We start from the raw sequence: 23,549 nt of genomic DNA, 5'->3' as shown, positions 1-23,549 counted from the left end.
CGGAAGTGCCTTTTTGCATGCTGCCCGGTTTTTCCCTTGCGTTCCTTTATAAAAGCAGCGTCTTAATAGACGGATTCATGAGGCCTGACTGATACGAGAACAGCACATTTGTCTTCACATCCCACCTCCCCTTCGCCGACACCATCAGAAGCGCACGCTGCCATGACAGATACCCCGCAGGCTATCCATATCCTGATTGTGGAAGATGACCCCGAAATTTGCGGGTTATTGCAGCGCTACCTTCAGCGGCTGGGTTATGAGGTCTCTACAGCCCTTAACCGCGCAGGCATTGATGCCGCAGAAAAGCGCCGCCCTGTTGACCTCACCCTGCTCGACCTCATGCTGCCGGAGGAAGATGGCCGCACGCTGTGCCAGCATCTCCGCAAGACCTCCGCCACGCGCATCATCATGGTCAGCGCACTGAATGATATTCATGACCGCATTTCCGGACTGGATCTGGGCGCGGATGACTATGTCTCCAAACCATTTGACTTGGAAGAACTGGCCGCGCGCATCCGCGCCGTGCTGAGACGCGCTCAGCCTGAAGCTGCCCAGCCTGAAAGCCAGGGCGTTCAGCATTACCGCTTCGATAACTGGCTGTTTGAACCCGCTAAACGCGCGCTCTACGGCAAAACAGGCATCCGCGTGGCGCTGACAGGGTCAGAAACAGATTTGCTGTTAGTCTTCTGCCAGAACGCTCACCATGTGTTTAACCGGACAGAGCTGCTGGCCCGCATCCATGGTGATGAGAAGAATGTGGACCCCCGCGCCATTGACCTGCTGATCAGCCGCCTGCGTCGCAAATTGTCGCATGAAGGGCGGCAGCTGGAACTGATCCGCACCATTCGCGGGGGCGGGTATATTTTCGACCCTGACGACGGCAACACATGAAGAAATTTCCGCGGCTCTACCCCCGCACCATCTATGGCCAGATGGTCATGCTGGTGTCCGTGTGCATGTTTCTCACGCTAAGCATCACCTCTTTTTTGCTGTATGCGTTCCGGCCTCTGGTGCCGCCACTGCCAGCCGGACCGTGGACAAATATTCTGGCGATTGAAACCGGAATTGAGGCCCTGCAAGCCGCCCCACCCCAGATCCGGGAAGCCATTGCCCAGAAAATATCCGGCAATGAAATCACGTTTATTGTCGGTCAGCCTGCCCCCTGCGTGGCGGTGCCGACCGACCATATCACGGACTTTCTGCAACGCATGCTGGTCTACCGGGGCAATGTGACCCGCCACGCCCTGCGCGCCAAAAGCTGTGCGCCGCATGACGCTGGCATGCCGATCTCTTATCTCTATCTACCGCGCGATAACATCAGCATTCTGGTCTCCAACACCCCCAACCATCATCTTGGCCACATGCTGCGCTGGACCATGCCGCTCACGGTGTCTCTGGTGTCTTTGCTGACCATCACGCTCTCGCTCACATTCTGGAGCATCTGGCATATCAGCCGCCCTTTGCGAAACATTGCGACGCAGGCCGATGCATTTGGGTATGACATTGCGCCAGACCCCCTGCCCGAGCATGGCCCGACAGAAGTACGGCGCCTCACGCATGCCTTTAATCGCATGCAGGCCCGCATTGCGGCCTCGGCGGAAGAACGCACACGGATGCTCATTGCCATCGGGCATGATCTGCGCACCCCACTCACCCGCCTGTTCATGCGACTGGAACTGGGCGGAGAGGAAGCCTCCCCCGCCGCCATGAAGCATGACCTCACCCTGATGAAAAAAATGCTGAACGGTGCCCTACATTTTTTACGGGAACAAACAGATGCTGAAAAAGCAGAAGCGATTGACCTCGCCTCCCTGCTGGAAAGCCTGTGCCATGAATTCAATGTGGTGGGCCATACCATTCACTACACCGGCCCCACGCAGTTAATCTGCATCTGCCAGACCACGGCGCTGGAACGCGCCATTAGCAATCTGATTGAAAACGGCCTGAAATATGGGACGGAAGTTAGAATCACCCTCCGCACAGAAGGACGCCGCGCGCTGATTGATATCAGCGATAACGGCCCCGGCATTCCGGCTAACCTGCTTGCCTCCGCACGCCTGCCTTTTTACCGACTGGACCCTGCCCGGGCCTCGGATGGCGGCCTGGGACTGGGGCTCTCCATTGCCGATGCCATTATCACCCGCCACAATGGCCAGCTGTTGCTCAGCAATATTGAGCCACATGGCCTGCGCGCCCATATCTCACTCCCGCTCGGTACACTTCCAGCAGCCTGATAGCTGGAAGCGTGGCCCGTCGACGTCAGGCCGTTCCGACATCCTTCACGGACGCATCAGCCTGCCCCTTCACCCAATACCCTGATGCCTTGATCCATTGCAGCGGCACCTTGCGAGTTTCCAGAAGATACTGGCGCACGGCTTTTGCCACACGGGCTTCTGCTCCAACCCAGACAAAAGTTCCGTCTTCTATACTTACTGTATCGAGGGTTTTCAGGATGTCCTGCGCCTGATCTGCCGCATCCATCGGGCGATGAACCCAATGGGCGCTATGCCGGGCTGACGTGGTAAAAGTCTGCTCATCCTCAACACCCGGCACGGCAATCACCGTTGTCACACAGGCCTGTGCGGGCAGTTCTTCCACACGCCGACCAATGGCTGGGAGAGCGGTTTCATCGCCAATCAGCAGCCAGCGATCAACCGGCCCAGCCATAACCTGCGAGCCTTTAGGGCCGCCAATCTCCAGTGTATCGCCCACCTGCGCCGCCCGCGCCCAGGCTGCGGCAGGCCCTCCATCATGATTAACAAAATCCAGAACGAGCAGGCCTTTTTCAGCATCATACTGGCGCGGCGTGTAATCCCGACGTGTCATGATACCATCCAGACCGGGAATAAAAATCTTGATATGATCGTCCGGTGAGGCGCTCACAAACCCGACCAGATCATTCCCGGTCAGAGTAATGCGGATCATATTCGGGGTCAGGCGCTCAACTGCCTCCACACGCAGACTGCGCCGCCGAAGTTCATGACGCACACGCTGGATTTCAGGAGCGCGGCCTTCGTATCCTGAGACTTGAGTCGTCATCATACTCTTTTCCTTACTCTCTATAAAACAGGATGTGCCTACTATCGCGGCGCAATTAGTATCTTACGATATGGCTTATGATATAAGTCTCGTCAAGAGTATCCTGTTATGAGGTGGGATGCCACGCGTCGGGCAGGCAGTCGCATCACTCTAATATTTTTAGGAAAAATGCAGTCAGACCACCAGATATACTCGGACGACCTGATAATTCCTTATCACGCAACAAGGAGATATCCGGACGGAGACTGACTCCACCCGGATGGCAGGTTATTTCTGCTGCGTGGGTACCGCATTTGTTGCCGGAACAGTCGCTGCACTTGTCTGGGGCACCTGCGCGGGCGTTCCAGAAGGTACTGTCGCCGGGGTTACGGCCAGGACTTTTACGGGAAGTGTCGTGCCCGGCGCTACCGTAGGCATTGTGGGGGCCGCGCCGGAAATGGCATCCGTCGCAGAAGCGGGAGCCGGTGCGACTGAAGCTAATGGCTGTTTGGCAGGCTGCGGCTGGATGAAGGCCGATGTTCTCCAGAAATTAGGTGGTGAGCCACTTGGCACAGCCCGACGGACACAGCCGCGCACAACGCTGGAACAGACGCCATCTGTGCCGACCAGCATGTCATCATCCCCGCTATAGTACACGTCCCGCACTTTACCATCGACGATGCGGAAATCAGCAATGCAGCTATTGCCATCCCCGCCCCCAACATCTCTGACAATATTTACAACCGACTGTACCGGGATCAATGTGGAGGTTGTCGCAGTGCCAATATTGCGGCCACGCTGGTATTCAAAAATTTTAACGTGATCATCAATAGTCTGCGTCTTGGTTGGAATCCCCGCGCATGCCTGAACATCCTGCTCCGTCATGCCGATCATGGTGACCTGAGCCTTATGCGCTGTGCGGGACGCATAATACCCGCACCCGCCCAGGCCCAGCAGCATGGAACCTACAGAAACATGCATAACAGACCTGGCAACAAGGCGCATAACAGCAGTGTTAGTCACGAACAACGTCATCTCCATTTCGACCTCAGAATGCACGATTTAACGAATTTCCCGCCGACTGCCAACCTGAACGCAGGGCATACAAGACCATCTGCTTCTGCTGGTGCGCTGATATGACACAGCCGAGCAGTCAGAACTGAACACACTTCCGCATTGCTCGTGAGGTACGTCGTAACGCTTTTTATTCTGCCATAACATGCACCTTATGCAGCATTTTCTTATTTTCATATTTTTGAAAATATGATGCTTTGATATCATTATTTATAAAGAGAACTCTACTTTTCCGTTCAGGATTTTACTAAGTTTTCTTTGCACTGAACGTCACTTCATCAAAAAAACCTGACCTATCTCAAAGCCCTGTCTCTTTTAAGAAACGATGCCACACCCCAACCGCATAAAAGAAATTTTAGCGCCTCCCCCTCACCTCATATCCGACATGAAAAAGCATTCCGCGAAACATGTCATAACAAATCCTAAAAAACTGTTTTTCTCTTTATAATCCGTTAAAATTTTATGAAAATTTATGCCGTCTTCTCATAGTGATTTTCCATACACGTACATTGCTTGACAAACCCACCCTCTGACGATCATCTGAACACCGTCAATTTGAATATTTTGATGTTAAGAAAATAAGTTTCCATTCTGAAAGGGTTATTCATGCGCTTAAACCGCCTTCTTATGGCTGGCACCTGTCTTATGGCAGGTCTGAGCCTTCCTCCTCTGGCCTCCCCCGGCCATGCCGCTACCACGCAGACAGCCGACCAGCCCGGCACGATGACGGCCTCAGCCCCTCTGCCCGCAGCCTTGAGCCTGCCGGATGCCGGGCGCGCTCTGCGCATCACCTATCTCTCCACCAACGGGATTACCGGCAAGGGACTGGTTCCAGTGACTGAGGAAGTCATCCTGCCCGCAGGCAAGGCTCCTCCGGGTGGCTGGCCAATTGTGGCCTGGGCGCATGGCACCAGTGGGGTAGCGGACCATTGCGCCCCCTCCTGCAATCCGTGGTCCGAGCGTAATCGCAAGTATATGTCTGCATGGATGAAGCGCGGCTTTGCTGTTGTGGGCACCGATTATCAGGGCTTGGGCACACCGGGCATCCACGCTTACCTGAACACGCGTGTAGAAGCCTACAGCGTGCTGGATGGTGTGCGGGCAGCCCTGTCCTCCGTGCCCGGCCTGCAAAACAAAATTATGATTGTTGGCCAGTCTCAGGGTGGCGGTGCAGCGTTTGCTTCTGCGTCCTACGCGCCGGACTATGCGCCAGAGCTGAATATTCGCGGAACCGTAGCAACAGGCGCGCCCTATGTGTCACAGGAACTGCTCCAGCAGATGACCTCATCTGGCGCACAGGAAACAGGCTTTAACCCGGTTATTGTTTACACGCTTTATCTGGCGCAGGGGCTGAGCGGTTACGATTCCAGCTTCAAACCGGAAACCGTCTTTACCAACAAAGCGATGCCCGCTTATCAGGCAGCAGCTGATCTGTGTGTGCATCCGCTGACAGACAAAGCGCGGACCGAGGGGCTCAACTTCAGCAACGCCCTCAAACCCGGTTATCAGCAAGCTCTGGCTCCGGCGCTGGCCGCCATGGCTTATCCGACCATGAAGCTAAAGCAGCCGCTGTTTGTCGGCACAGGCGAAATCGATCAGGATGTGCCGCCGCCGCTTCAGCTTGGTCTGGTCAAAGCCGCATGCGCGGCCGGAACGGTGGTACAGGCGCATATTTATAAAGGCCTGAACCATGATCAGACAGTGAATGCGTCCCTGCCAGATTCAGAGGCTTTTACAAAAGCTGTCATGTCCGACCAGCCACTGACGCCGCAGTGCACACCAACACCTGAATAAAGCCACATCCAGACTGCGTGGCAGGAAGAGTTCTCCCTGCCACCCGTTCTGAGTATTCAGGCTTGCGCCTTAAACGCCTCAGTCCGCTCCGGGCTCGCTTCCGCCAGAGCCTTGCGCACACCGGCGGCATCAAAATCTCCGCAATAAACCGGCGTTCCGGGCTGCTGACGCCAGGACTCTGCAAGGCTCCCAGCATCCACCGGGTCAAAACCCAGCTGATCAACAAGCGCCATCACCTGTTTTTTTGCCGAGGCATCATCCCCGGCAACCGGCAACGCAATACGCCCTGCAGCACCATGCGGCTTTCCGTTTTCCAGAAGATGCTGCGCGTAGATATTGTTAAATACCTTGATGACAGGGCGGCCAATCTGCCCGGACATCCAGACACTTTCCGGCATACCGTCTTCAATCGCAGCAATCCGGCCATCACGCTCACGCGGGTAATAATTGCCGGTGTCCACAATCACCACATCTGCAGGGACATGCTCGAAGACAGACCGCCCCAATACCGGAATATTCTTTTCGGGGATGGTGACAATAATCAGGCCGACATCCTTGACGGCGTCCGCAACAGTAACGGCTTTTGCGCCGCTCTCACGCGCCAGATCCCCTAATGTCTGGGGGCCGCGGGAATTGGCAATTTTGACTTCATGCCCAACTGCCACCAGCCGACGGGCCAGTGTGCCGCCAATATGACCTGCGCCAATAATACCGATTTTCATGCTTCTGGCTCCTTCTGTTCTGAGCAATCCTTTCTAAATATGGGGTGCGTTTGCACTCAGAACAGAGGAGAGAGTGTTTAATGCCGCCCATCCCTGAAAACTGATTGGTGAGCACGCCGCATCGACCATAGCGCGTATCAAACGGCGTGGCATAAAGCGGTGTGTTGTAGCGCAAAGTTTCCATGCTGAAGAACGATATGAAGACAGTTTTCCGCACAACAGATGATTTTGATCCGGAATAGTATTGAGAACACTTGGGTAAAGCTGACCTTAAGGGGAAGCCTGCCGAAGTGCAGACAGACTTCTCGAATTCCTTTTCAGGATAACGTCAGTTCTTCTTTCTCATCAGGATATTTTGTCAGAATTTCATAGCCTGTTTCCGTTACAAGCACGGTGTCGGAATGGCGGAAACCGGCTTGACCCCTCATGTAAATACCCGGCTCAATACTGAACAACATTCCCGGCTCAATCATATTATCTCCACCAATCGCCAGGAAAGGAGCTTCATGACTGGTGACACCAAAGCTGTGCCCCGTGCGGTGCAGAGGGGTGTCATATCCGGCCTTTTTCGCAATTGCCAGACAAGCCGCATCAATTTCCGAACCAACTGCGCCCGGCTTCAGCATGGAATACGCCTTATGACGCATTTCCATCATGGTATCGAAAGGCTTACGCGCCTCTTCTGGCACGTGTTCCAGAAAGAACGTCCGCTCAATCTCTGCACCATAGCCGTTAATTTTTCCGGCAACCAGCCCGAGGAAGGGGCCTCCCGGTTCACACGGAGCGGTCAGGCAGGAGAAGTTGTGGGGGTCATCCGTATAGGCTGGCGGCTGGATCAGTCCCGCCGCGTGGGTGGACATCACGTTATAATTCGGGGCTTCCGTCAGGCAGCGCTGATAGAAATACGGCGTAACACCTGCAATGGCCTGCGCCACCATAGTGCCGTTCCTGACCGCGCCCAGCATCATGCCGAGTGCGTTTGTCATGACATCACTGGTCCAGGCGATGCGGGAAATTTCATGCGGAGACTTAATTTCCCGCACCACATCAATCACATTCAGAACCTGTGTTTGGTTGCTGACCAGAGCACTCAGGTAAGCCGGGCATGCGCCCTCCATCCCGATCGTGCCCTGTGCCGGCAGCACATCCTGCAGGCGGTCAGACCAGCGCGTGCCAGCCATTGCGGGGAATTCCGCATACTCCACCAGTTTCAGCTCATCCCCCACCTTGTGGCGCTCCACATGCGCTCTTTCCAGACGAGGGATAATAAACGTGATATCAGTCGGGGTAATCACCAGCACAAATGGCCGCTCATGCACGAAATTTGCAAAATTTGTCAGGTAATAAACGTTATCGGGGTTGAACGAGATGTAAGCAGAAAAACCCGCTTTTTCCATCTTCTCCCGAACCTTTTTGATCCGTTCGGCAATTTCCTGACTGGAAACCTGATGAGCACTCAAAGATGGCATCGTCACGTTATACCCTTTCTGGCGTTCAGACCGCCCTTCCCGCAGGAAGGCCGCCCCGGAAGCTTACATAACAAACAATACAACCTACTTGTTTATGAGCCGTCAAGGCATTTATTGGCTTTCTGCCGTCAGTCGGTTTCTTTGACGATCTTCAGCAGTTCGGCGCGGGAGAACCCGCACCAGATCTGATACGCCTCTTGCAGATCACTCAGAGGGGTGCCTCGCGCAATCTCAATGGCGACGCCTCGCAGGAACGTCGAGTTAAGCAGGCGCAGGGTGACAAATTTCGGGTCTGGCTGGCCGTGCTGCCTGCCAGACAGCCAGCGTGTCATGAACTGATCAATACGGGCCAGCACGGGCTCGGTGGCCGCCGCCAGCTCCGGGTCACTCCGGCGGGCGAGCTCAATTTCCACTGTCGCAATAAAATCCGGGCCTTCTGTCACCAAAGTCCACATGGCCTCCAGCATGGCGTCCACCCGCTGTTCCGGCAGGCTTTTATGCCGCATGGCCGGGCGATACAGCCGCGTGCGCTTAAGGGCATAATGCCGCAGCACCATGGCCATAATCTGGGCCTTGGCCGGATAATGGTGCTGCAAAGCCCCCAGACTAACCCCGGCGGCTTTGGCAATACGCTGGATAGTGGTAGCGGCATAACCCTGTGTTTGCAGCAGAGTGACAGTCGCCTGAATGATTTTTGTCCGTGTCGTCGCACTGCGGTCAGCCTGTGTGCGACGGCGTACCGGGGTAGGAGATGCTGGCATACGGAACAGATCACTCAATTACGGCAGGATGCCCGGGTTAAAAGGTGCTTTTACAGACACTTCTACCCGGAAGGAATCCCCTTCCCTCCCCTGACGCCGAATTGAGCGCGCGATCAGGCCGCCTGCGCCCTCAATGCCCCTCCTGCTCCATATAGAATTCAATCGGCACCGTCAGCACCACCGGGTCTCCCGCTACGCTATCCGGCGGGCTGGGCAACGGCTCCGCACGCCGCACCAGCGCCAGTGCTTCCTGATCCAGCAGCGTATGGCCCGAGCCACGCTGGATACGGGCCGAAAGCACATGCCCATGGCGGTCCATGGCAAAATGCAGCATGGGCACGCCTTCCTGATGGTCCGCCATAGCTTCTGCCGGGTAGCGTTTATACCGCTCCAGACGAGCCAGAAGCGCCCCCTGCCATGTTGTCGGACTTTGGGACGCATGCGAGGACGACGCCCCCGGCGCAGGAGCCGCCTGATTTAAGGCTGGAGGCGCTTCCGCCGCAGGGGGAGCCGTGGTCTGATCCGCAGGCGGTGTTTTATCCGGAACCGGCTTTTTTAAAACCGGGGCGGGTTTGGATTTCTTCACAACCTTATGCAGCTTTTCCGGCTTAGGCACCGGAACGGGCGGATTGGGTGCGGGGGATGGTGGCGCGGAAACCTTCGGCGGGTCTTCCGGCGCCGGGGCCGGCGTGGAGAGCGTTTGCTGTGGACCGGGCGGCACATCGGAGACGGGCGCCGGAGTGGAAACGGGTTCGGGGGCCAGATCAATCGCAATCGCGGCGGGAGGCGGTTCCGAAACCGGCACCTTAGCAGCAGGAAGACGCAGCATGGCCCCCACGCCCCCGCCAGTCACAACCAACACCACCAGCAAAGAGACACCCCAGCGGTGCTGCTCTTCCTTCCGTGCGCGGCGCATCTGTTCCGCACGCCAGACGGCAAATGCGCCAGAGCGGGGGCTGACGGACCCGCTCCCCTCAGTCAGGGTTGCACTCATGGGGCAGCCCCGGCTTCGGCCCCTTCCTCCTGCCCTTGCAGGTTGACCAGAGCGACCTTGAGGTATCCGGCAGAGCGGAGCTTATCCATCACGCCCATCAGCGTGCCGTAATCCACAGTCTTGTCCGCCCGCAGGAAAATACGCTGGTCCTTATTGCCTTTTGTCACACTGGCCAGTGCGGACGGCAGGGCCTCCGCAGCGACGTCTTCTTCTCCCACCGCAAGGCCATGATCGGCTTTGACGGTCAGGAAGACCGGATCATCCGGCCGGGGGGCTGGCTTTTGGGTTGAGGAGGGCAGATCGACTGGCACATTCACGGTAGTCAACGGAGCTGTGACCATGAAAATGACCAGTAGCACCAACATGACATCAATAAACGGTGTGACGTTGATCTCATGCGCTTCCTTCAGCGTCTCGTCCGCATGCCGGATACGAATGGCCATCTGCGCCCCCTATTCCGCCACGGCCTGCTGGTCACGCTGACTGAAGCGCACCACCGTGCCCCGCGCCCGCTGGGAGCGCAGACGCCCCAGATCCCGCGAGACCAGACGCATGATGAGCGACGTAATATCCGCCACCTGCGCACGGCACCCGGCAGACTGGCGGGCAAGATGGTTGTAGATAATAACAGCAGGAATGGCCGCCACCAGCCCCAGCGCAGTCGCCAGAAGGGCCTCGGCAATGCCGGGCGCCACAACCGCCAGACTGGTCGCCTTAGCTGCCGCGATCCCGGTGAAGGAGGACATAATGCCCCACACCGTACCAAACAGGCCAATAAACGGAGACGTCGCGCCAATGGTAGCCAGTAGTCCGGTGCCACGCAGCAGGCGGCGGCCTTCTGCCGCTTCCAGCCGCTCCAGATGCAGGACGATACGCTCTTTCAGCCCCTCCTCATCATCCGGGATATCGACAGAGCGCATCCGCTCCGTTTCCGCTGCCACAACAAGAGTGCGGGCAATGCGACAGTCCTGCGTGAGACCCTCGCCCCGTTCCAGCGTTTCAGCCTGCTCCAGATTGTCTTCCGCCTCAGAAAGTTCCCGACGCAAACGGACAATTTCCACAGTTTTTGCAATCAGGATGGTCCATGTCACCAGACTGGCAAAGGCAAGAAGCAGCATCACGCAGCGCACAACCGGGCCTGCGTTCAAAAACATCTCCCATGGAGAAAGAGAGACGGCATTCACGACGGAAACGGGTGATGAGGGCATTAAAGAATCCTGCGCGTTTACAACGATGTCAGGCGGGAAACCGTGCGGAAAAGGGCCGGATGACGGCTTTTCCCGCAGGGACAATCAGGCCAGCGATAACAAGGCTCCCACCATCATGCAAGTGAGAATCACTATCATATAGACAGAAATCTGCGCCCGGATGGGCTCTGCCAAAGCGAGGCTCTGCAACGCGCACGAACTTCCAGATGAAAAATCCGATATAACTTATTGAAATATCGTATGTTTCTAATCCCTCTTCAAAATGCTCACTTTTTTGTGTCCCTCCCTCCCCTGTGGCAACTGCGCCACACACCGGAAAAACGCCCCCTTTAGTTATTGATAATCATTTGCATCTTGACGTTTGAGCTCATATCAAAAGGCCGCATTTCTTATCTTCACCATACGAACCGGCAGCATGGTTCATCAGGAGCACGACGCATGAGTCGCACAGAGTTGCCCCTTCCACCATCTCAAGGCATTGGCCTTCAGCTTGCTGTAGCTTTAGGTGTGTCTGTCGGGCTGGGCGCTACAGAACAAGCCCACGCAGACGATACGACTCAGCCCCCGCAGCCCGCAACGACCGACACCACCATCAAACTGCCAGCGGTGCGTGTGGGCGGCCATCATGACGATTCTGACGCAGCCTCTTACAGCGCTGGCAATACCAACAGCCAGACACTCAATATTTCCCGTATGCCCGGCTCCGTGCGTGATACGCCGCAGACCATTACGGTTGTGCCGCAGGAGTTGATGAAGCAGCAGCGGGCCTTTACGCTGGATCAGGCGCTCAGCAACGTGCCCGGCATTACGCTCTCCACCGGGGAAGGCGCGGGCGGCCTGAACGGGGACCAGTTCCGCATCCGCGGCTTACAGGCACGGCAGGATATCTATACGGACGGGCTGCGCGATTTTGGCACCTACACCCGCGATGTTTTCAATACGGAAAGCGTGGAAGTCATTAAAGGGCCATCAGGCGAGTATTTTGGCGCGGGGAACGTCGGCGGCGTGATCAACCAGAGCCAGAAACATGCGCATCTGGGAAATTCCTATAATTACGATCAGTCTTTTGGCAGTGGACCTCTGTTCCGAGGTGTTGGGGACATTAACTACCAGATCAATGATGACATGGCCATTCGTGTGAACGGCATGTTCAACAAGCAGGATGTGGTGGACCGGAACAATGTTACGTCCAACCGCTACGGCGCGGCTGTTGATTTCGGGGTGGGTCTGCGCAGCAAAACCTCCTGGCATCTGACGTGGCAGTGGCTGAACAGTGACAGCAAGCCGGATTATGGCGTCAGCATGATTCAGGTGAACGGCATTTACCGCCCGATCACGGAATATGGTGTGCCCCGCAACACCAGCTACACTCGCAGTTTTGACTTTGACCGCTCCAATATCCACACGCTGACCTCTGCGCTGAAGTCGGAAGTCTCTCGCTGGCTGACCATCACCAACGATACGCGGCTCAGCATGTATGACCGTGATTATACCGCCACCACACCAGCCGCCTGCTCCGGCGCGTGTGCGAACGCTATCCTTTCTGGCCAGAACTATGCCCTGCCATATGGCGCAGGCGGTGGTGCGGCGTATCGTCAGGAAGGCTGGGGTGTGCAAAACGTGCTGATGGGACGCTCACAGTTCAAGACCGGCTTCATGCATCATGACATCAAAGCTGGTGTTGACATCAACTATGCCAGTGATTCCCGCTGGCCGGGCAGCTTTACCAACCGCAACAACAACCAGACCATTATCAACCCCAGCTATAGTTCTCCGGGCACGTCTCTCAGCTTCCCGGATTCCGGGTATGGGAATGCAAACGCGCGTGATCTGGGGCTGTTCTTTGCAGACCGTATTCAGCTGACCAAACAGCTCTCCCTGTTCGGCACCGGGCGCTGGGATTCCTTTAGCAGCACCTATTACAAACGCTCGACAGCATCGCAGGGGCGTGCAGAGCAGAAGTCTGATCGCTGGAGCCCCTCCGCCAGCATCATGTATTCACCCCTTAAAAACACCTCCTTCTACTTCACCTTTGCACGGTCTTATAAGCCGGTGGGTACAGACGTCTCTTCTCTGGTGACTGTCAAACCGCAGGCCGGGGACGTGGCGCAAAAGGGTGTAAACCTCTCCCCGCAGCGGAGCGATCTGTTTGAAGTCGGGAATAAGTCAGACTTCTTCCACAAACGCCTTGGCACAACGGTTGCATTCTTCCAGATCAGCGAAAACAATTCGCGCTACTATGATGTGAATGGCGATATGGAAACCGGCTTTTCTGATTCCGGTAGCGGACGCCGTGTGCGCGGTGTGGAACTGAGTGCGACTGGCAAGATCACGCAGGACTGGCAGGTTTTTGCCTCCTATTCCTACATGGACGGCATTGTGACCCACAGCACCACCGGGGATAATGGCAAGACGGCGCCACAGGTTCCGCATAACTCCATGTCTGTCTGGAGTTCCTATGACCTTTCCCGCCTGATTCTGAACCCCGAGTGGGGGACGCTGAAAATTGGCGGTGGAGCCCAGTATTCTTCCGCTTACTGGGCCGGTCCGGATACGACAAACACGGCCCGTATTCCGCATAACTTCGTGCTGAACGGCATGCTGTCCTGGGATTTCAAGCATTATCGTGTGTCCTTCAATGCCAACAATATTACCAACCGCCTGAACTATTCTTCCTCCTTCTCCGGCTCCCGCGTGGTTCCGGCGTCCGGGCGGTATTTCATCGGCAATGTTGGGGTGTCGTTCTAACCCTATGACACTGGTTCTGGCTGAACGCCCGAAGGAGAGGGGGGCTTCTTCTCCCTCCGCCTCCCCGGCCCCTCTCTCCCCTGTCACCATGCAGTTGCTTTTAGGCCAGATCTGTCTGGATAAGGGGAAACCTGCGGAAGCCTTCAGTCTGTTTGAGGTTGCGTCCCGCTCGGGTGACCCGCGCGCCCTGAACATGCTGGGCCGCGCGTATGAACGCGGCTGGGGTGTGGCACGCAACCCGGCAGCAGCCTGCGCCTATTTTACGCAGGCCGCTGCCGATGGGGATGGATGGGCCATGTTCAACCTCGCAGACCTGTATCTGGCTGGCGAGGGTGTGCCTCAGAACATCAGAAAAGCTTACTCTCTTTATATTTCCGCCGCACAGAACGGTGTTTCAAAAGCTTTCAACATGCTGGGGCTGATTGCGGAAAATGGCAGTCTCCCCGAACTTGAACCTGAAAAAGCGCAGGATTTCTTTCTGGCCGCGGCCCAGTCCAGAGATTGCTGGGGATATCTCAACTTAGCCCGCAACGATTTGTCTTCCGGCCGCACCGAAGCTGCCATAAAGTGGTTTTCCCGCGCTCTGGAAGAGGGATTTCGTGATGTGTTCAAAGCTCTTGAAACTCTGCTGCAGGATCATCCAGACCCACGCCTGCGCGCCATTGCAGAACAGGCCAGCCAGCGCTCGCGGCCTGCCACTGCGCGCTGATACACCTTTGTCCCTCTAACCGCGTATATGCCCCCACAGGATGACGTTTTCCATGAATCTGGTCATTAAGAAATATTCGACCCCGCTGATTACGGGCCTGTTTCTTGTTTCCGCCATTTCCGGCACAGCGCTGTTTTTCCACTGGCAGTCCGGCTGGTTCCATTCCATGCATATCTGGCTGAGCATGGTGCTGCTGCTGCCATTCTTTTTGCATCTATGGCGCAACTGGTCACAGTTTTTGCTGTATTTCCGCAATAAATCGATGCTGGCAGCCTGCCTGCTCTCCTTTGTAGCCGCAGGGGGATTTATGCTGACCTCCGGGCACAGAGGCGGCAATCCGGCCATGCGGGTCTTCCCTGTGCTGACGCAGGCTCCGCTGACGGATCTGGCCCCCCTCCTGCATCGCTCCCCGGATGCGCTGGTTGAACGCCTGACCCACTCTGGCTACACAGTCCATGATACGACCGACACACTGGACCAGATTGCTGCGGCCAGTGGGCAGCAGGCCTCTGCCATTTTGCTTAGTCTGCTCCCGCAGCAGCATGATGGTGGCGCACACCGCCACGGCAACAGACAACCTTCCTGAACGGACTTCGCCCTCATGCTTGTTCATATCCCCAATGTTCTGACACCAGAAGAAGTGTCCTATTGCCGCGCCAGGCTGGAGAAATCCGAATGGGTGGATGGCAAGGTGACGGCGGGGGACCAGTCCGCCAAGGCGAAATTCAACCTTCAGATCCCGCAGGACAGCGCGGAAGGGCGGGAACTGGGCGAGATCATTCTGCGTGCCCTTGGCCGCAACCCCACCTTCAACAGTGCCGCCCTGCCGCTGCGTGTCTTCCCGCCGCTTTTCAACCGGTATGATGAGGGCATGCGCTTCCACGCCCATGTGGACAATGCCATCCGCCCCGTGCCGGGCACTGGTTTCCGGATGCGGACGGATGTGTCCTCCACGCTGTTCCTGAGCGAGATGGAAGAGTATGACGGTGGCGAGCTGATGATTCAGGATACATTTGGCGTGCAGAGCGTCCGCTTTCCGGCCGGAGATATGGTGCTCTATCCTTCCAGCAGCCTGCATAGTGTCAGCCCGGTTACGCGCGGTTCACGCTGGGCCTCGTTCTTCTGGTCTCAGTCCATGGTGCCGGATGATACTCAGCGCACCCTGCTCTACCAGTTTGACCTCTCCATTATAGAAACCCGCAAACTTCTGCCGGATGATAGCGCCGCCGTGCTGGGGCTGACCTCCACCTATCACAACCTGTTGAGACAGTGGGCGCAGCTCTGACGCGCCACCGGGGTCGCATCCACCCCCTGACAACCGGATTTATGGCATTATCAGCCTGAGTTATCAGGGGCCTATTTTGGCCTCCCATTCGGCTTTTTCAGCCCTGCCCTCCCTTGCCAGACGAAGCGATCTGCCTATGGTCTGATACACCTGCTTTTTTCAGGCAGGTGCCATAAGCAGGGAGTTTCAAGCCATTGGTCACGCCGCAGCCCGTTGATACAACACTGACTCAGGCCGCAGTTTTCCTCGTCCTGACACTGAACGAGGATGAGTCCGTTAATCCGCAGGTGGTGGACCTGCTCGCAGACCTCTCCTCCCTCGTGCGCGGAGTAGGCTTCCGCATTCCCGATGGTCGGCTGAGCTGCATTACCGGCATTGGCTCCCACGCGTGGGACCGCCTGTTCGGCCAGCCCCGCCCCAAGGAGCTGCACCCGTTTCAGGAAATCAACGGCGTGCATCACGCCCCTTCCACACCGGGCGATTTCCTCTTCCATATCCGCGCCACCCGCATGGATCTGTGCTTTGAGCTGGCCGCCGCCATTGTCTCCCGGCTGGAAGGGGCCGCCGTGGTGATTGATGAGGTGCATGGCTTCAAATATTTCGACTCCCGTGACCTGCTTGGTTTTGTGGACGGCACGGAAAACCCGGAAGGTCAGGCTGCCAAAGTTGCAACCCTGATTGGCAATGAAGACCCTGACTTTGCAGGCGGCAGCTATGTGATTGTGCAGAAATATCTGCACAACCTGAAAAAATGGGATGCTATTCCCACTGAAGTTCAGGAACATATCATTGGTCGCAAGAAGGTTTCTGATATCGAGCTGCAGGACGTCGCCAAGCCCAGCTATGCACATAATGTGCTGACCAATATTGAAGAAAATGGCCAGCAGCTTCAGATCGTGCGGGACAACATGCCGTTTGGTGAAGTGGGCAAAGGCGAGTTTGGCACCTACTTTATCGGCTATTCCTGCTCCCCGGCCCGCACGGAACAAATGCTGCAAAACATGTTTGTGGGGAAACCTGCCGGGAATTACGACAGGTTGCTGGATGTCAGCACAGCTGTCACCGGGACGCTGTTTTTCATCCCGACGTCAGACTTCCTCGATAACGCCGCCGATATGGCAACCGATGCCGCGGAACCAGCCCCCTCCGCACCGACCGATACACAAACGCCCGAGGCCGCCCCGCAGGATGGCTCTCTTGGCATTGGCTCCCTGAAGTAAGGACACGTACGATGAACAATCTGCATAAACATCTGGCTCCTGTCTCCAGCGCCGCCTGGGCGGAAATTGAGGAAGAAGCCGCCCGCACCATCCGCCGCAATCTGGCTGGCCGCCGCGTGGTAGATACGTCCGAGCCCAAAGGCACCGCCTTTTCTGGCGTGGGCACGGGTCGGGCCACCGCCCTTGCCACGCCGGACGATGGTATTCGTGCGGTCAAGCGCGAAGTTCTGCCGCCGGTGGAAGTGCGCGTGCCCTTCACCCTCTCCCGCGAGGAGATTGACGCCGTGGAACGGGGCGCGCTGGATGCCGACTGGCAGCCTGTGAAAGATGCCGCGCAAAAAATTGCGTTCTTTGAAGATCGCGCCATTTTCAATGGCTATGAAGCCGCTGGGATGGCCGGCATCCGTGGACGCAGCTCCAACGCCCATCTCAAACTACCCACATCTGCCAAGAACTATCCGGGTGTGGTGGCCGATGCGCTGAGCAGCCTGCGCCTTGCGGGCGTGAATGGCCCCTATTCACTCATTCTGGGTGCGCAGGCCTATCAGGCCGTGACAGGCGGCGGGGATGATGGCTATCCGATCATCAAGCACATTGAGAGCATGATTGACGGCAAGATCATCTGGGCACCGGCTATCGAGGGCGCGTTCCTTATCTCCATGCGCGGGGGTGATCTGGCACTGGATATCGGGCAGGACTTCTCCATCGGCTATCTGAGCCACACAGCCACCACCGTGGAACTCTACCTGCAGGAAAGCTTCCTGTTCCGCGTTCTGACGGATGAAGCCACAGTCGTTATTGACTAAAAACCGTTTCGCCGTAGCCCCGCTTGCAACCGTGGGGCTACGCGCAACTGGCGGAGCAGAGCGCAACGCGCCCCTCCGCCGCCCCCAGCTTATACTTTAACGGCCCATATGCGGGTCCGTGCGGCTGGGTTTTCCATTTTCCATATGCCCGGCCAGCTGCACAAGCAGCCTGCCATCATGCGCATCATACACACTCAGATCATACCAGTTGTCCGATGCTACAAGCTGCCATGATGTTTCTGTTGCCGCCCCTGATGGCACCGTGAGGGTATGCTTGAGATGGTTGTAACCATCCTCAATTCGCAGCATGCGAGCTATCTGGCCGAGATTACGCAAGGAGAGAAAGGCGCTGTTTTGAGCGGGGTCATAACGCAGGCTACAGTCCGGCAGATCCTGACCATAAAACGCCCGAAAGAACCCGTTCGGCCCATGCACCGTTATCGGCTGGTCCGCTTTGGCCTCCAGAGGCACCGACAGGCTCTGGCCTGCTGCAAGCGTATAATGGCGGGCTGTCTGGCCGTTCCTGATGCGGAGCACAACGCCCTGCGTGCCCTCATTAGCAAGCTCCAACACTCCATTAGCCCGCCTGTTAGCATGCAGCACATAGGGCAGAGCGCGGGCCGGACGCTGCCCGGTTTCCTGCTTTGGCATAGTTTGCCGGGCAGGCACTATCGGTTTGGGCAAGGCGCAGGATTTGCGTGTGTCTGCCAGATAGGTGTCCGTGCGGGGCAGAGATGCTTCCCACTGGCGGTTGGTCTGAGCGAAGTCGAAGAGTGATGTCATATCCCCGCACACACTGCGCCTCCATGCCGTAATGTTAGGGCACTTGACGCCAAAACGTGCTTCCAGAAAACGCAAAACGGACGTGTGGTCGAAAACCTGTGAGTTGACCCACCCACCTTTGGTCCACGGAGAGATAACCAGAGCGGGCACGCGTGGCCCCAGTCCGACGGGCTGGTCGTAATAGCTTTCCCCATCAGTCGAAACCGTGCACATCCCCTGCTGCGCATGCAGCGCCGGAACTGGGGGCGGAACATGATCAAAAAAGCCGTCATTTTCATCATAATTCAGAATGAAAACCGTTTTAGCCCAGACATCCGGATGCCGAACAAATACATCCATCAGCTGGGAAATCAGATATTCGCCATAGCCCGGCGGCGCGTTGGGGTGTTCGCTCAGAGCCGTGGGCGGTACAATCCATGAAACCTGAGGCAATTTGCCTTGCGCGACATCGTGCTCAAACGCGGTAATCAGATAGCGTCCTTCTGTATCCTGCATGTCAGCAGGGCCAGAGCCGTCTACAATACTGCGCGCCCCACGATACGCCCACGTATCCTTCCCGACAGAGCGGAATGCCGCGAAAGACGCCAGAGGATTATCACCAAAGTTGTCGTATTCCTGATACACTTTCCAGGACACACCTGCCTCCTGAAGTTTTTCAGGATAGGTCGTCCAGTCAAACGGCTTAAAATCGGCACGGTCATGCGCCATGTCGGCAGACCAGTTGCCGTCATCAACATTTTCTATAGCCTGCTTGCCGGCATTGCCCACAGCCAGGCCATTGGTGCCGGTGAAGAAATAGAGGCGGTTCGGATTTGTCGGCCCGAAAATGGACGCGTGATAGGCATCGCAGATCGTAAAAGCATCTGCCAGAGCGTAGTAATAAGGGATTTCTTTACGGGTAAAATGCCCCATGGTCATGGGCGTTTTATGCGGCACCCATGTATCCCAGTTATTCCATTCAGCCTGCGTATTTTTCCAGCTATGGTCCAGACTGGCCAGACAGGCACTGGAAGTGTGCGCTGTATTAAACAGGAATGGCAGCACGTGGCCGCCTTTTCCGTCAGGCTGCGCGAAAATGCTTTTTCCATCAGACTGTTTTTCAGCCCGTGGATCTCCATAACCACGCACGCCTTGCAGACAGCCGAAGTAGTGATCGAAAGAGCGGTTCTCCTGCATCAGGATAACCACATGCTCCACATCCCGAATGGTGCCGGTTGCCGCGTTGGGCGCCACGGCAAGCGCCCGCTTGAGGTTTTCCGGCAGGGCGGCCCCCGCTGTTGCAGCCGCACCAAACTTTAGAAACTGGCGACGATTAGGGGCACGAAGCATGGAATTATCCGTCACAGAAGACATAAAACAGAATGTAAAAAACGGTTTTAGAAATGCTTACGCACGGTAAAGAACACCATCCGCGGAGAACCTGCCTGAAGTGTTTGCAGGCTGCCGGTCGGATCGGTCGGACGGAAACCGGCACTCCCCACAGTCGCCACATAGCGTTTATTGAACAGGTTGGTCACGTTAATCTGCATGTCCAGACCGCGTAGTGCCCAGTTCTGGCTATGGAAGCGATAACCGACATTCAGGTTGAAGATATCGTTCGGTTTGATCCACTGGTCGTTGGTATAAGTATAAGTCCGGCGGCCCTGATATTGCATGCCGAAATTACCCCAGATTGACCCATCATCGTAACTAATCTGAACGTTTGCCAGATTCCGCGGCATGGCCACCACGCTCTTGCCGCGCGTGTTGTAGGTAACGCCTCCCGTTGTCAGATCATCATTATAGGTCGACTGGTTGTAGGCGTAGGAGACATACAGGGACCAGTTATCGGTAAAGTGGTAGTTGAATGCGGCATCAATACCACGGGCTGTCACACCGCCACCATTGACCAGAATGCTGGGAATCCCCTGCACGTTGTTGGTTGCATTTGGAGTGATGGACAGAAGGCGGTTTTCAAATTCAATGTAATAGCCGGTCAGAGACGCCTGAATACGGCGGTTATGGAAGCGATAACCGATTTCCTCACTATAAGACATTTCCGGACGCAGAGAATTTTTCGTTGCGGCATAGGCCGCACTCGTCATGGCGAACGGGCTGGTTGCACCGGTGGAAGAGTTATCAAAGGCCGCCATGTTTCTTGCAAAATCTGCAAAAATTTCATTATGCTTGTTAATGCGGTAATTGGCACCAATCTGCGGCAGGAAGCCATTGGCAGACGTAATGGAACCACCGGCATAGGTATTCGTCGCCACCGGCACGCCCATCTCGCTCCCTTCCAGCTGGCGGCCACGGTTATCCACCACCAGAGATTTGAAGCCATAATTCAGCTTCAACGCCGGAGTAATCTGCCAGGTATCCTGCAAGTGGAACTGATAGGTTTTGGTATTGAATGCACTCTGCCACTGGGTTGCGAAGGAATTACCCCGGAACCAGTGGACGGAGCTGCCGGTATAACCGCTTTCGCTCAGCGGATAGAAGCGACGCGCCTGCTCAAAATCGTTATTTTCAAACCAGAAGCCACCCTCAATCGTATGATGACCAATTTCGTATGACAGGCTGCCAATAAAGCCTTCACGATGAATATCATATTCCGTGGTGCGCACCGAAAGCGGAGACCCGCCCAGAGACTCAGGCGTTGGCGTGTAGGGGGTCGCGTAAATCCCTTCACCCGTATTGGTATGACCGTAAACGGTTGCGGAGCCTTTCAGGCGATCAGTCAGTTTGAAATCAAGTTTGCCATACCCAAGCACGTCCTCACGCAGACCCGCTGAGTTGTAGTAGGACTGATCCTGATCCTTGATCCCAGCAGGAAAGGCTGTGCCGTTCTGGTAGGCTCTGGCGATATCTTTAGCCAGACCATAGTTATTGGTAATATTATCGAGTTTATAACCGATTGTGCGGATCTGCTCTTTTGAAATATCCTGATAATCATTTTCGGCGCGCTGGCTGTAATCTCCAAACAGCGTCAGCTTGACCTTATCACCCAGCGGTTGCACGAATTTGGCGTTAGCCTGCTGCTGCTGCTGAATCCCCTTCCCTTTCCACTTGTTGCCATCCTGATAATCATAAGACACATACAGGCGGCCGCCACCGGGAAGCGTGCCGCTATTGACGCGCGCAAACGTGCGCCAGGTACCGTAGGAGCCGCCTGTAGCTGCCACATCCGCACCAAATTTTTCGGTCGGGTCGATAGATGTAAATTCGAGCGCGCCGCCAAGGTCATTAGAGGCCGCAACGCCTACGGAGCCAGCCCCCTGCGCCAGTGTGGCCGTTCCGTTATTTTCTGTTTGCAGAGCACGACCAATAGAAAGGCCGTTATCATTCCCGTAGGCCAGATTGCCCAGCGGAATACCATCCATAGTGAAGCCAAGGCGGCTCTGGTCAAACCCACGGATAATGATCTGCTGGGACCATTCATAAGATCCCAGCGCATCGGATGACGTAAACATGACGCCCGGCAATTTAGACAGGGTTTTCAGGGGGCTGGTGCCGGGAGCCACCTGTTGCAGAGCCATGTGGGAGAGCTTTTGCGTCTCACGGGCAGCCCCCGCACCCAAGACAACAATGGACTCAGCTTTATCGTCCTGTGTGGATGTCACTTTTACCTTTTTGGGAGCTTGTGCGGTTTTGCTTTTGGCTGCCGGTTTGGTGCTTGCCTGCTCAACCTTTCCAGGCTGGGTGGTGGCTGAGACAGTTTCAGCCCTGGCATAATGAAACAGTAAGGAACTCATACATGTTGTCAGAAGCAGCAGTTTATTCTGTTTCATACAGCGCGATCCCTCATGCCGAGGCTCCCAATAGGGGGTTAGATAACGCTGCGCAGCCTATCGTCTTGTTTTGGTGTGTGTGTTGTAGTTTGATGACGTTACAATGACAGTTTGATGTCACACATTCGCAATAAAAGTAGAAAGATTTTCAACAGTCTGGGCTTATAAAATAGCGAGCTGTATGGCGGCATCCTGCCTGACTGTAAAACTCTATACCGGCCGCTATTTAAAATAGTTTTTATAACCGCAGTTTTACAAATTCAGTCTCTTTTAAGAAAATACGTATAGGCCTGATGCGACAGTGTATTCAGCACTTTGATACCCGCCTGCTCATCCGGCAGGTCAGACGTCAGCACCACCAGAATATAGCGTTTGCCATCTGGCAGGGTGACAATGGCGGCATCATTCCGCACGCCATCAACCCAGCCGGTTTTGTGTGCCACGGGTGTGCCTGCAGGCAGGCCGGGGGGAATGATGTCATTAAATTTCTGCCCCAGCATAATCTGGATCATGCTCTGGCTTTGCGCCTTACCCACAATCTGACCGCTATCCAGCTTTTGCAGAAAGTCGCCTAACCCGCGGGCTGAAACCCGGTTCCGAATTCCCTGATCGTTCGCATCAAAATCTTCAATCATGCGGCCAAAAACGATGCCGTTAAGGCCCTGAGCTTTCACGACAGCGCGGATGGGCAACACCCCCAGCTTTTCAATCATCAGGTTGGTTGCCAGATTACTGCTATACTGGATCATCACGCGCAGAAGTTCTGAAACAGGCACCGGCTTGCCTGCCTGCGTGTAAAGAGGGTCATAAGAATCCTCTTTCTGCTCGAGCGCAAAGCTCCCCTTCCCCACCAGAGAATGAAAATGGTTGTGGACTGTCATGGTGTCCTCTGGGCGCAAGGTACCTTTTGTAAAGGCTTCATAAGCTGCATCCAGCACAAACAGCTTGATGGTGCTGGCCGCATTAATCAGATCATCACAGTTCAGGCACACATCTGGCGCCTGACCACTGCGCCCCGCATAAACCGCAAAGTGCCCCGGCTGCTTCGTGACAGTTTTCGCCATGATCTGCGCCAGCGGCTCTGTAGCCGCAGGAGAAGCCGCGCTGGCCAGAGGAGACAGCAGGACGACTCCGGCTAAAAACGCTTTTGCCAGAACGATGGAAATTCTCAGCGTCTTCATCATCTTTTTC

At 55.9% G+C, this 23,549-nt stretch carries 20 protein-coding genes; 9 read left to right on the top strand and 11 right to left on the bottom strand.

Going from position 1 to position 23,549, the window contains the following annotated elements; all coding sequences use genetic code 11:
- The first annotated feature begins 162 nt into the window (after nucleotides 1-162).
- Both ACHQGU_RS01905 and ACHQGU_RS01900 read left to right on the top strand, forming a co-directional pair.
- Entirely contained in the window at nucleotides 163-891 is a 729-nt protein-coding gene (locus ACHQGU_RS01905) for a response regulator transcription factor (RefSeq protein ID WP_395495676.1), read from the top strand.
- Nucleotides 888-2,234 carry an ATP-binding protein gene (locus ACHQGU_RS01900; protein WP_231866415.1) on the top strand — a complete coding sequence of 449 codons (1,347 nt, stop codon included), beginning with the start codon at nucleotides 888-890 and terminating at the stop codon, nucleotides 2,232-2,234. The genes ACHQGU_RS01905 and ACHQGU_RS01900 overlap by 4 nt, the downstream gene beginning before the upstream one ends.
- A gap of 25 nt (nucleotides 2,235-2,259) precedes the next feature.
- Here ACHQGU_RS01900 and ACHQGU_RS01895 read toward each other — a convergent pair whose 3' ends face one another.
- Together ACHQGU_RS01895 and ACHQGU_RS01890 are read right to left on the bottom strand one after the other, a co-directional pair.
- A complete protein-coding gene (locus ACHQGU_RS01895; protein WP_395496358.1) occupies nucleotides 2,260-3,039 on the bottom strand; it encodes a siderophore-interacting protein in 780 nt (259 codons plus the stop codon).
- 267 nt (nucleotides 3,040-3,306) lie between these two features.
- Nucleotides 3,307-3,999 (bottom strand): hypothetical protein, encoded by a 693-nt coding sequence (locus tag ACHQGU_RS01890; protein ID WP_395495675.1) that lies wholly within the window; start codon nucleotides 3,997-3,999, stop codon nucleotides 3,307-3,309.
- A gap of 699 nt (nucleotides 4,000-4,698) precedes the next feature.
- On the opposite strand from ACHQGU_RS01890, the gene ACHQGU_RS01885 reads away from it, so the two are divergent.
- Entirely contained in the window at nucleotides 4,699-5,886 is a 1,188-nt protein-coding gene (locus ACHQGU_RS01885; RefSeq protein ID WP_395495674.1) for a lipase family protein, read from the top strand.
- 56 nt (nucleotides 5,887-5,942) lie between these two features.
- Here ACHQGU_RS01885 and ACHQGU_RS01880 read toward each other — a convergent pair whose 3' ends face one another.
- The 6 genes from ACHQGU_RS01880 to exbB all read right to left on the bottom strand — a co-directional run bounded on the left by ACHQGU_RS01880 (nucleotide 5,943) and on the right by exbB (nucleotide 11,040).
- On the bottom strand, nucleotides 5,943-6,608 hold the full coding sequence (locus ACHQGU_RS01880; RefSeq protein WP_062273466.1) for an NADPH-dependent F420 reductase: 666 nt from the start codon (nucleotides 6,606-6,608) through the stop codon (nucleotides 5,943-5,945).
- A 317-nt stretch (nucleotides 6,609-6,925) separates the two neighbouring features.
- On the bottom strand, nucleotides 6,926-8,077 hold the full coding sequence (locus ACHQGU_RS01875; RefSeq protein WP_395496357.1) for a M24 family metallopeptidase: 1,152 nt from the start codon (nucleotides 8,075-8,077) through the stop codon (nucleotides 6,926-6,928).
- A gap of 128 nt (nucleotides 8,078-8,205) precedes the next feature.
- Nucleotides 8,206-8,838, bottom strand: a complete 633-nt coding sequence (locus ACHQGU_RS01870) for a TetR/AcrR family transcriptional regulator (RefSeq protein ID WP_253558245.1) — start codon at nucleotides 8,836-8,838, stop codon at nucleotides 8,206-8,208.
- Nucleotides 8,839-8,968: 130 nt separating this feature from the next.
- On the bottom strand, nucleotides 8,969-9,832 hold the full coding sequence (locus tag ACHQGU_RS01865; RefSeq protein ID WP_395495673.1) for a TonB family protein: 864 nt from the start codon (nucleotides 9,830-9,832) through the stop codon (nucleotides 8,969-8,971).
- Nucleotides 9,829-10,275, bottom strand: a complete 447-nt coding sequence (exbD, locus tag ACHQGU_RS01860) for a TonB system transport protein ExbD (RefSeq protein WP_062273462.1) — start codon at nucleotides 10,273-10,275, stop codon at nucleotides 9,829-9,831. The genes ACHQGU_RS01865 and exbD overlap by 4 nt, the downstream gene beginning before the upstream one ends.
- A 9-nt stretch (nucleotides 10,276-10,284) precedes the next feature.
- Entirely contained in the window at nucleotides 10,285-11,040 is a 756-nt protein-coding gene (exbB, locus tag ACHQGU_RS01855) for a tonB-system energizer ExbB (protein WP_062143694.1), read from the bottom strand.
- A 438-nt stretch (nucleotides 11,041-11,478) separates the two neighbouring features.
- Between exbB and ACHQGU_RS01850 the strand changes: the two genes are divergently transcribed.
- From ACHQGU_RS01850 to ACHQGU_RS01825, 6 genes are all read left to right on the top strand, one after another.
- On the top strand, nucleotides 11,479-13,788 hold the full coding sequence (locus ACHQGU_RS01850; protein ID WP_395495672.1) for a TonB-dependent receptor: 2,310 nt from the start codon (nucleotides 11,479-11,481) through the stop codon (nucleotides 13,786-13,788).
- Between the two features lie 4 nt (nucleotides 13,789-13,792).
- On the top strand, nucleotides 13,793-14,497 hold the full coding sequence (locus ACHQGU_RS01845; RefSeq protein ID WP_395495671.1) for a tetratricopeptide repeat protein: 705 nt from the start codon (nucleotides 13,793-13,795) through the stop codon (nucleotides 14,495-14,497).
- Nucleotides 14,498-14,549: 52 nt separating this feature from the next.
- On the top strand, nucleotides 14,550-15,083 hold the full coding sequence (locus tag ACHQGU_RS01840) for a hypothetical protein (protein ID WP_215754378.1): 534 nt from the start codon (nucleotides 14,550-14,552) through the stop codon (nucleotides 15,081-15,083).
- A 15-nt stretch (nucleotides 15,084-15,098) separates the two neighbouring features.
- Complete coding sequence (locus ACHQGU_RS01835) at nucleotides 15,099-15,782, top strand: Fe2+-dependent dioxygenase (protein ID WP_395495670.1); 684 nt, start codon at nucleotides 15,099-15,101, stop codon at nucleotides 15,780-15,782.
- Nucleotides 15,783-15,976: 194 nt separating this feature from the next.
- Nucleotides 15,977-17,002 (top strand): Dyp-type peroxidase, encoded by a 1,026-nt coding sequence (locus tag ACHQGU_RS01830; protein ID WP_395495669.1) that lies wholly within the window; start codon nucleotides 15,977-15,979, stop codon nucleotides 17,000-17,002.
- A gap of 11 nt (nucleotides 17,003-17,013) precedes the next feature.
- Nucleotides 17,014-17,808 carry a family 1 encapsulin nanocompartment shell protein gene (locus tag ACHQGU_RS01825; protein ID WP_253558272.1) on the top strand — a complete coding sequence of 265 codons (795 nt, stop codon included), beginning with the start codon at nucleotides 17,014-17,016 and terminating at the stop codon, nucleotides 17,806-17,808.
- Nucleotides 17,809-17,904: 96 nt separating this feature from the next.
- Here the strand turns inward: ACHQGU_RS01825 and ACHQGU_RS01820 are convergent, their stop codons facing one another.
- The 3 genes from ACHQGU_RS01820 to ACHQGU_RS01810 form a co-directional block, all read right to left on the bottom strand.
- Nucleotides 17,905-19,920 carry a phosphocholine-specific phospholipase C gene (locus ACHQGU_RS01820; protein WP_395495668.1) on the bottom strand — a complete coding sequence of 672 codons (2,016 nt, stop codon included), beginning with the start codon at nucleotides 19,918-19,920 and terminating at the stop codon, nucleotides 17,905-17,907.
- Nucleotides 19,921-19,967: 47 nt separating this feature from the next.
- The gene (locus ACHQGU_RS01815; protein ID WP_395496356.1) at nucleotides 19,968-22,322 is read right to left on the bottom strand and encodes a TonB-dependent receptor; all 2,355 of its coding nucleotides are present in this window, start codon (nucleotides 22,320-22,322) and stop codon (nucleotides 19,968-19,970) included.
- A 296-nt stretch (nucleotides 22,323-22,618) separates the two neighbouring features.
- Nucleotides 22,619-23,542, bottom strand: a complete 924-nt coding sequence (locus tag ACHQGU_RS01810) for a serine hydrolase (RefSeq protein WP_395495667.1) — start codon at nucleotides 23,540-23,542, stop codon at nucleotides 22,619-22,621.
- Nucleotides 23,543-23,549: the final 7 nt, after the last annotated feature.

The sequence above is a fragment of the Acetobacter sp. KSO5 genome (assembly GCF_044094635.1).
In the GTDB taxonomy this organism is placed as follows: domain Bacteria; phylum Pseudomonadota; class Alphaproteobacteria; order Acetobacterales; family Acetobacteraceae; genus Acetobacter; species Acetobacter cerevisiae.
Note: the sequence above shows the minus strand (reverse complement) of the source record. Positions and strands in the feature narration are given on the sequence as shown.

Excerpts from the sequence above, each read along its gene's own strand:
- ACHQGU_RS01905 (WP_395495676.1), top strand. The coding sequence starts at position 163 with ATGACAGATACCCCGCAGGCTATCCATATCCTGATTGTGGAAGATGAC.
- ACHQGU_RS01900 (WP_231866415.1), top strand. The coding sequence starts at position 888 with ATGAAGAAATTTCCGCGGCTCTACCCCCGCACCATCTATGGCCAGATG.
- ACHQGU_RS01895 (WP_395496358.1), bottom strand. The coding sequence starts at position 3,039 with ATGACGACTCAAGTCTCAGGATACGAAGGCCGCGCTCCTGAAATCCAG.
- ACHQGU_RS01890 (WP_395495675.1), bottom strand. The coding sequence starts at position 3,999 with ATGCATGTTTCTGTAGGTTCCATGCTGCTGGGCCTGGGCGGGTGCGGG.
- ACHQGU_RS01885 (WP_395495674.1), top strand. The coding sequence starts at position 4,699 with ATGCGCTTAAACCGCCTTCTTATGGCTGGCACCTGTCTTATGGCAGGT.
- ACHQGU_RS01880 (WP_062273466.1), bottom strand. The coding sequence starts at position 6,608 with ATGAAAATCGGTATTATTGGCGCAGGTCATATTGGCGGCACACTGGCC.
- ACHQGU_RS01875 (WP_395496357.1), bottom strand. The coding sequence starts at position 8,077 with ATGCCATCTTTGAGTGCTCATCAGGTTTCCAGTCAGGAAATTGCCGAA.
- ACHQGU_RS01870 (WP_253558245.1), bottom strand. The coding sequence starts at position 8,838 with ATGCCAGCATCTCCTACCCCGGTACGCCGTCGCACACAGGCTGACCGC.
- ACHQGU_RS01865 (WP_395495673.1), bottom strand. The coding sequence starts at position 9,832 with ATGAGTGCAACCCTGACTGAGGGGAGCGGGTCCGTCAGCCCCCGCTCT.
- exbD (WP_062273462.1), bottom strand. The coding sequence starts at position 10,275 with ATGGCCATTCGTATCCGGCATGCGGACGAGACGCTGAAGGAAGCGCAT.
- exbB (WP_062143694.1), bottom strand. The coding sequence starts at position 11,040 with ATGCCCTCATCACCCGTTTCCGTCGTGAATGCCGTCTCTCTTTCTCCA.
- ACHQGU_RS01850 (WP_395495672.1), top strand. The coding sequence starts at position 11,479 with ATGAGTCGCACAGAGTTGCCCCTTCCACCATCTCAAGGCATTGGCCTT.
- ACHQGU_RS01845 (WP_395495671.1), top strand. The coding sequence starts at position 13,793 with ATGACACTGGTTCTGGCTGAACGCCCGAAGGAGAGGGGGGCTTCTTCT.
- ACHQGU_RS01840 (WP_215754378.1), top strand. The coding sequence starts at position 14,550 with ATGAATCTGGTCATTAAGAAATATTCGACCCCGCTGATTACGGGCCTG.
- ACHQGU_RS01835 (WP_395495670.1), top strand. The coding sequence starts at position 15,099 with ATGCTTGTTCATATCCCCAATGTTCTGACACCAGAAGAAGTGTCCTAT.
- ACHQGU_RS01825 (WP_253558272.1), top strand. The coding sequence starts at position 17,014 with ATGAACAATCTGCATAAACATCTGGCTCCTGTCTCCAGCGCCGCCTGG.
- ACHQGU_RS01820 (WP_395495668.1), bottom strand. The coding sequence starts at position 19,920 with ATGCTTCGTGCCCCTAATCGTCGCCAGTTTCTAAAGTTTGGTGCGGCT.
- ACHQGU_RS01815 (WP_395496356.1), bottom strand. The coding sequence starts at position 22,322 with ATGAGTTCCTTACTGTTTCATTATGCCAGGGCTGAAACTGTCTCAGCC.
- ACHQGU_RS01810 (WP_395495667.1), bottom strand. The coding sequence starts at position 23,542 with ATGATGAAGACGCTGAGAATTTCCATCGTTCTGGCAAAAGCGTTTTTA.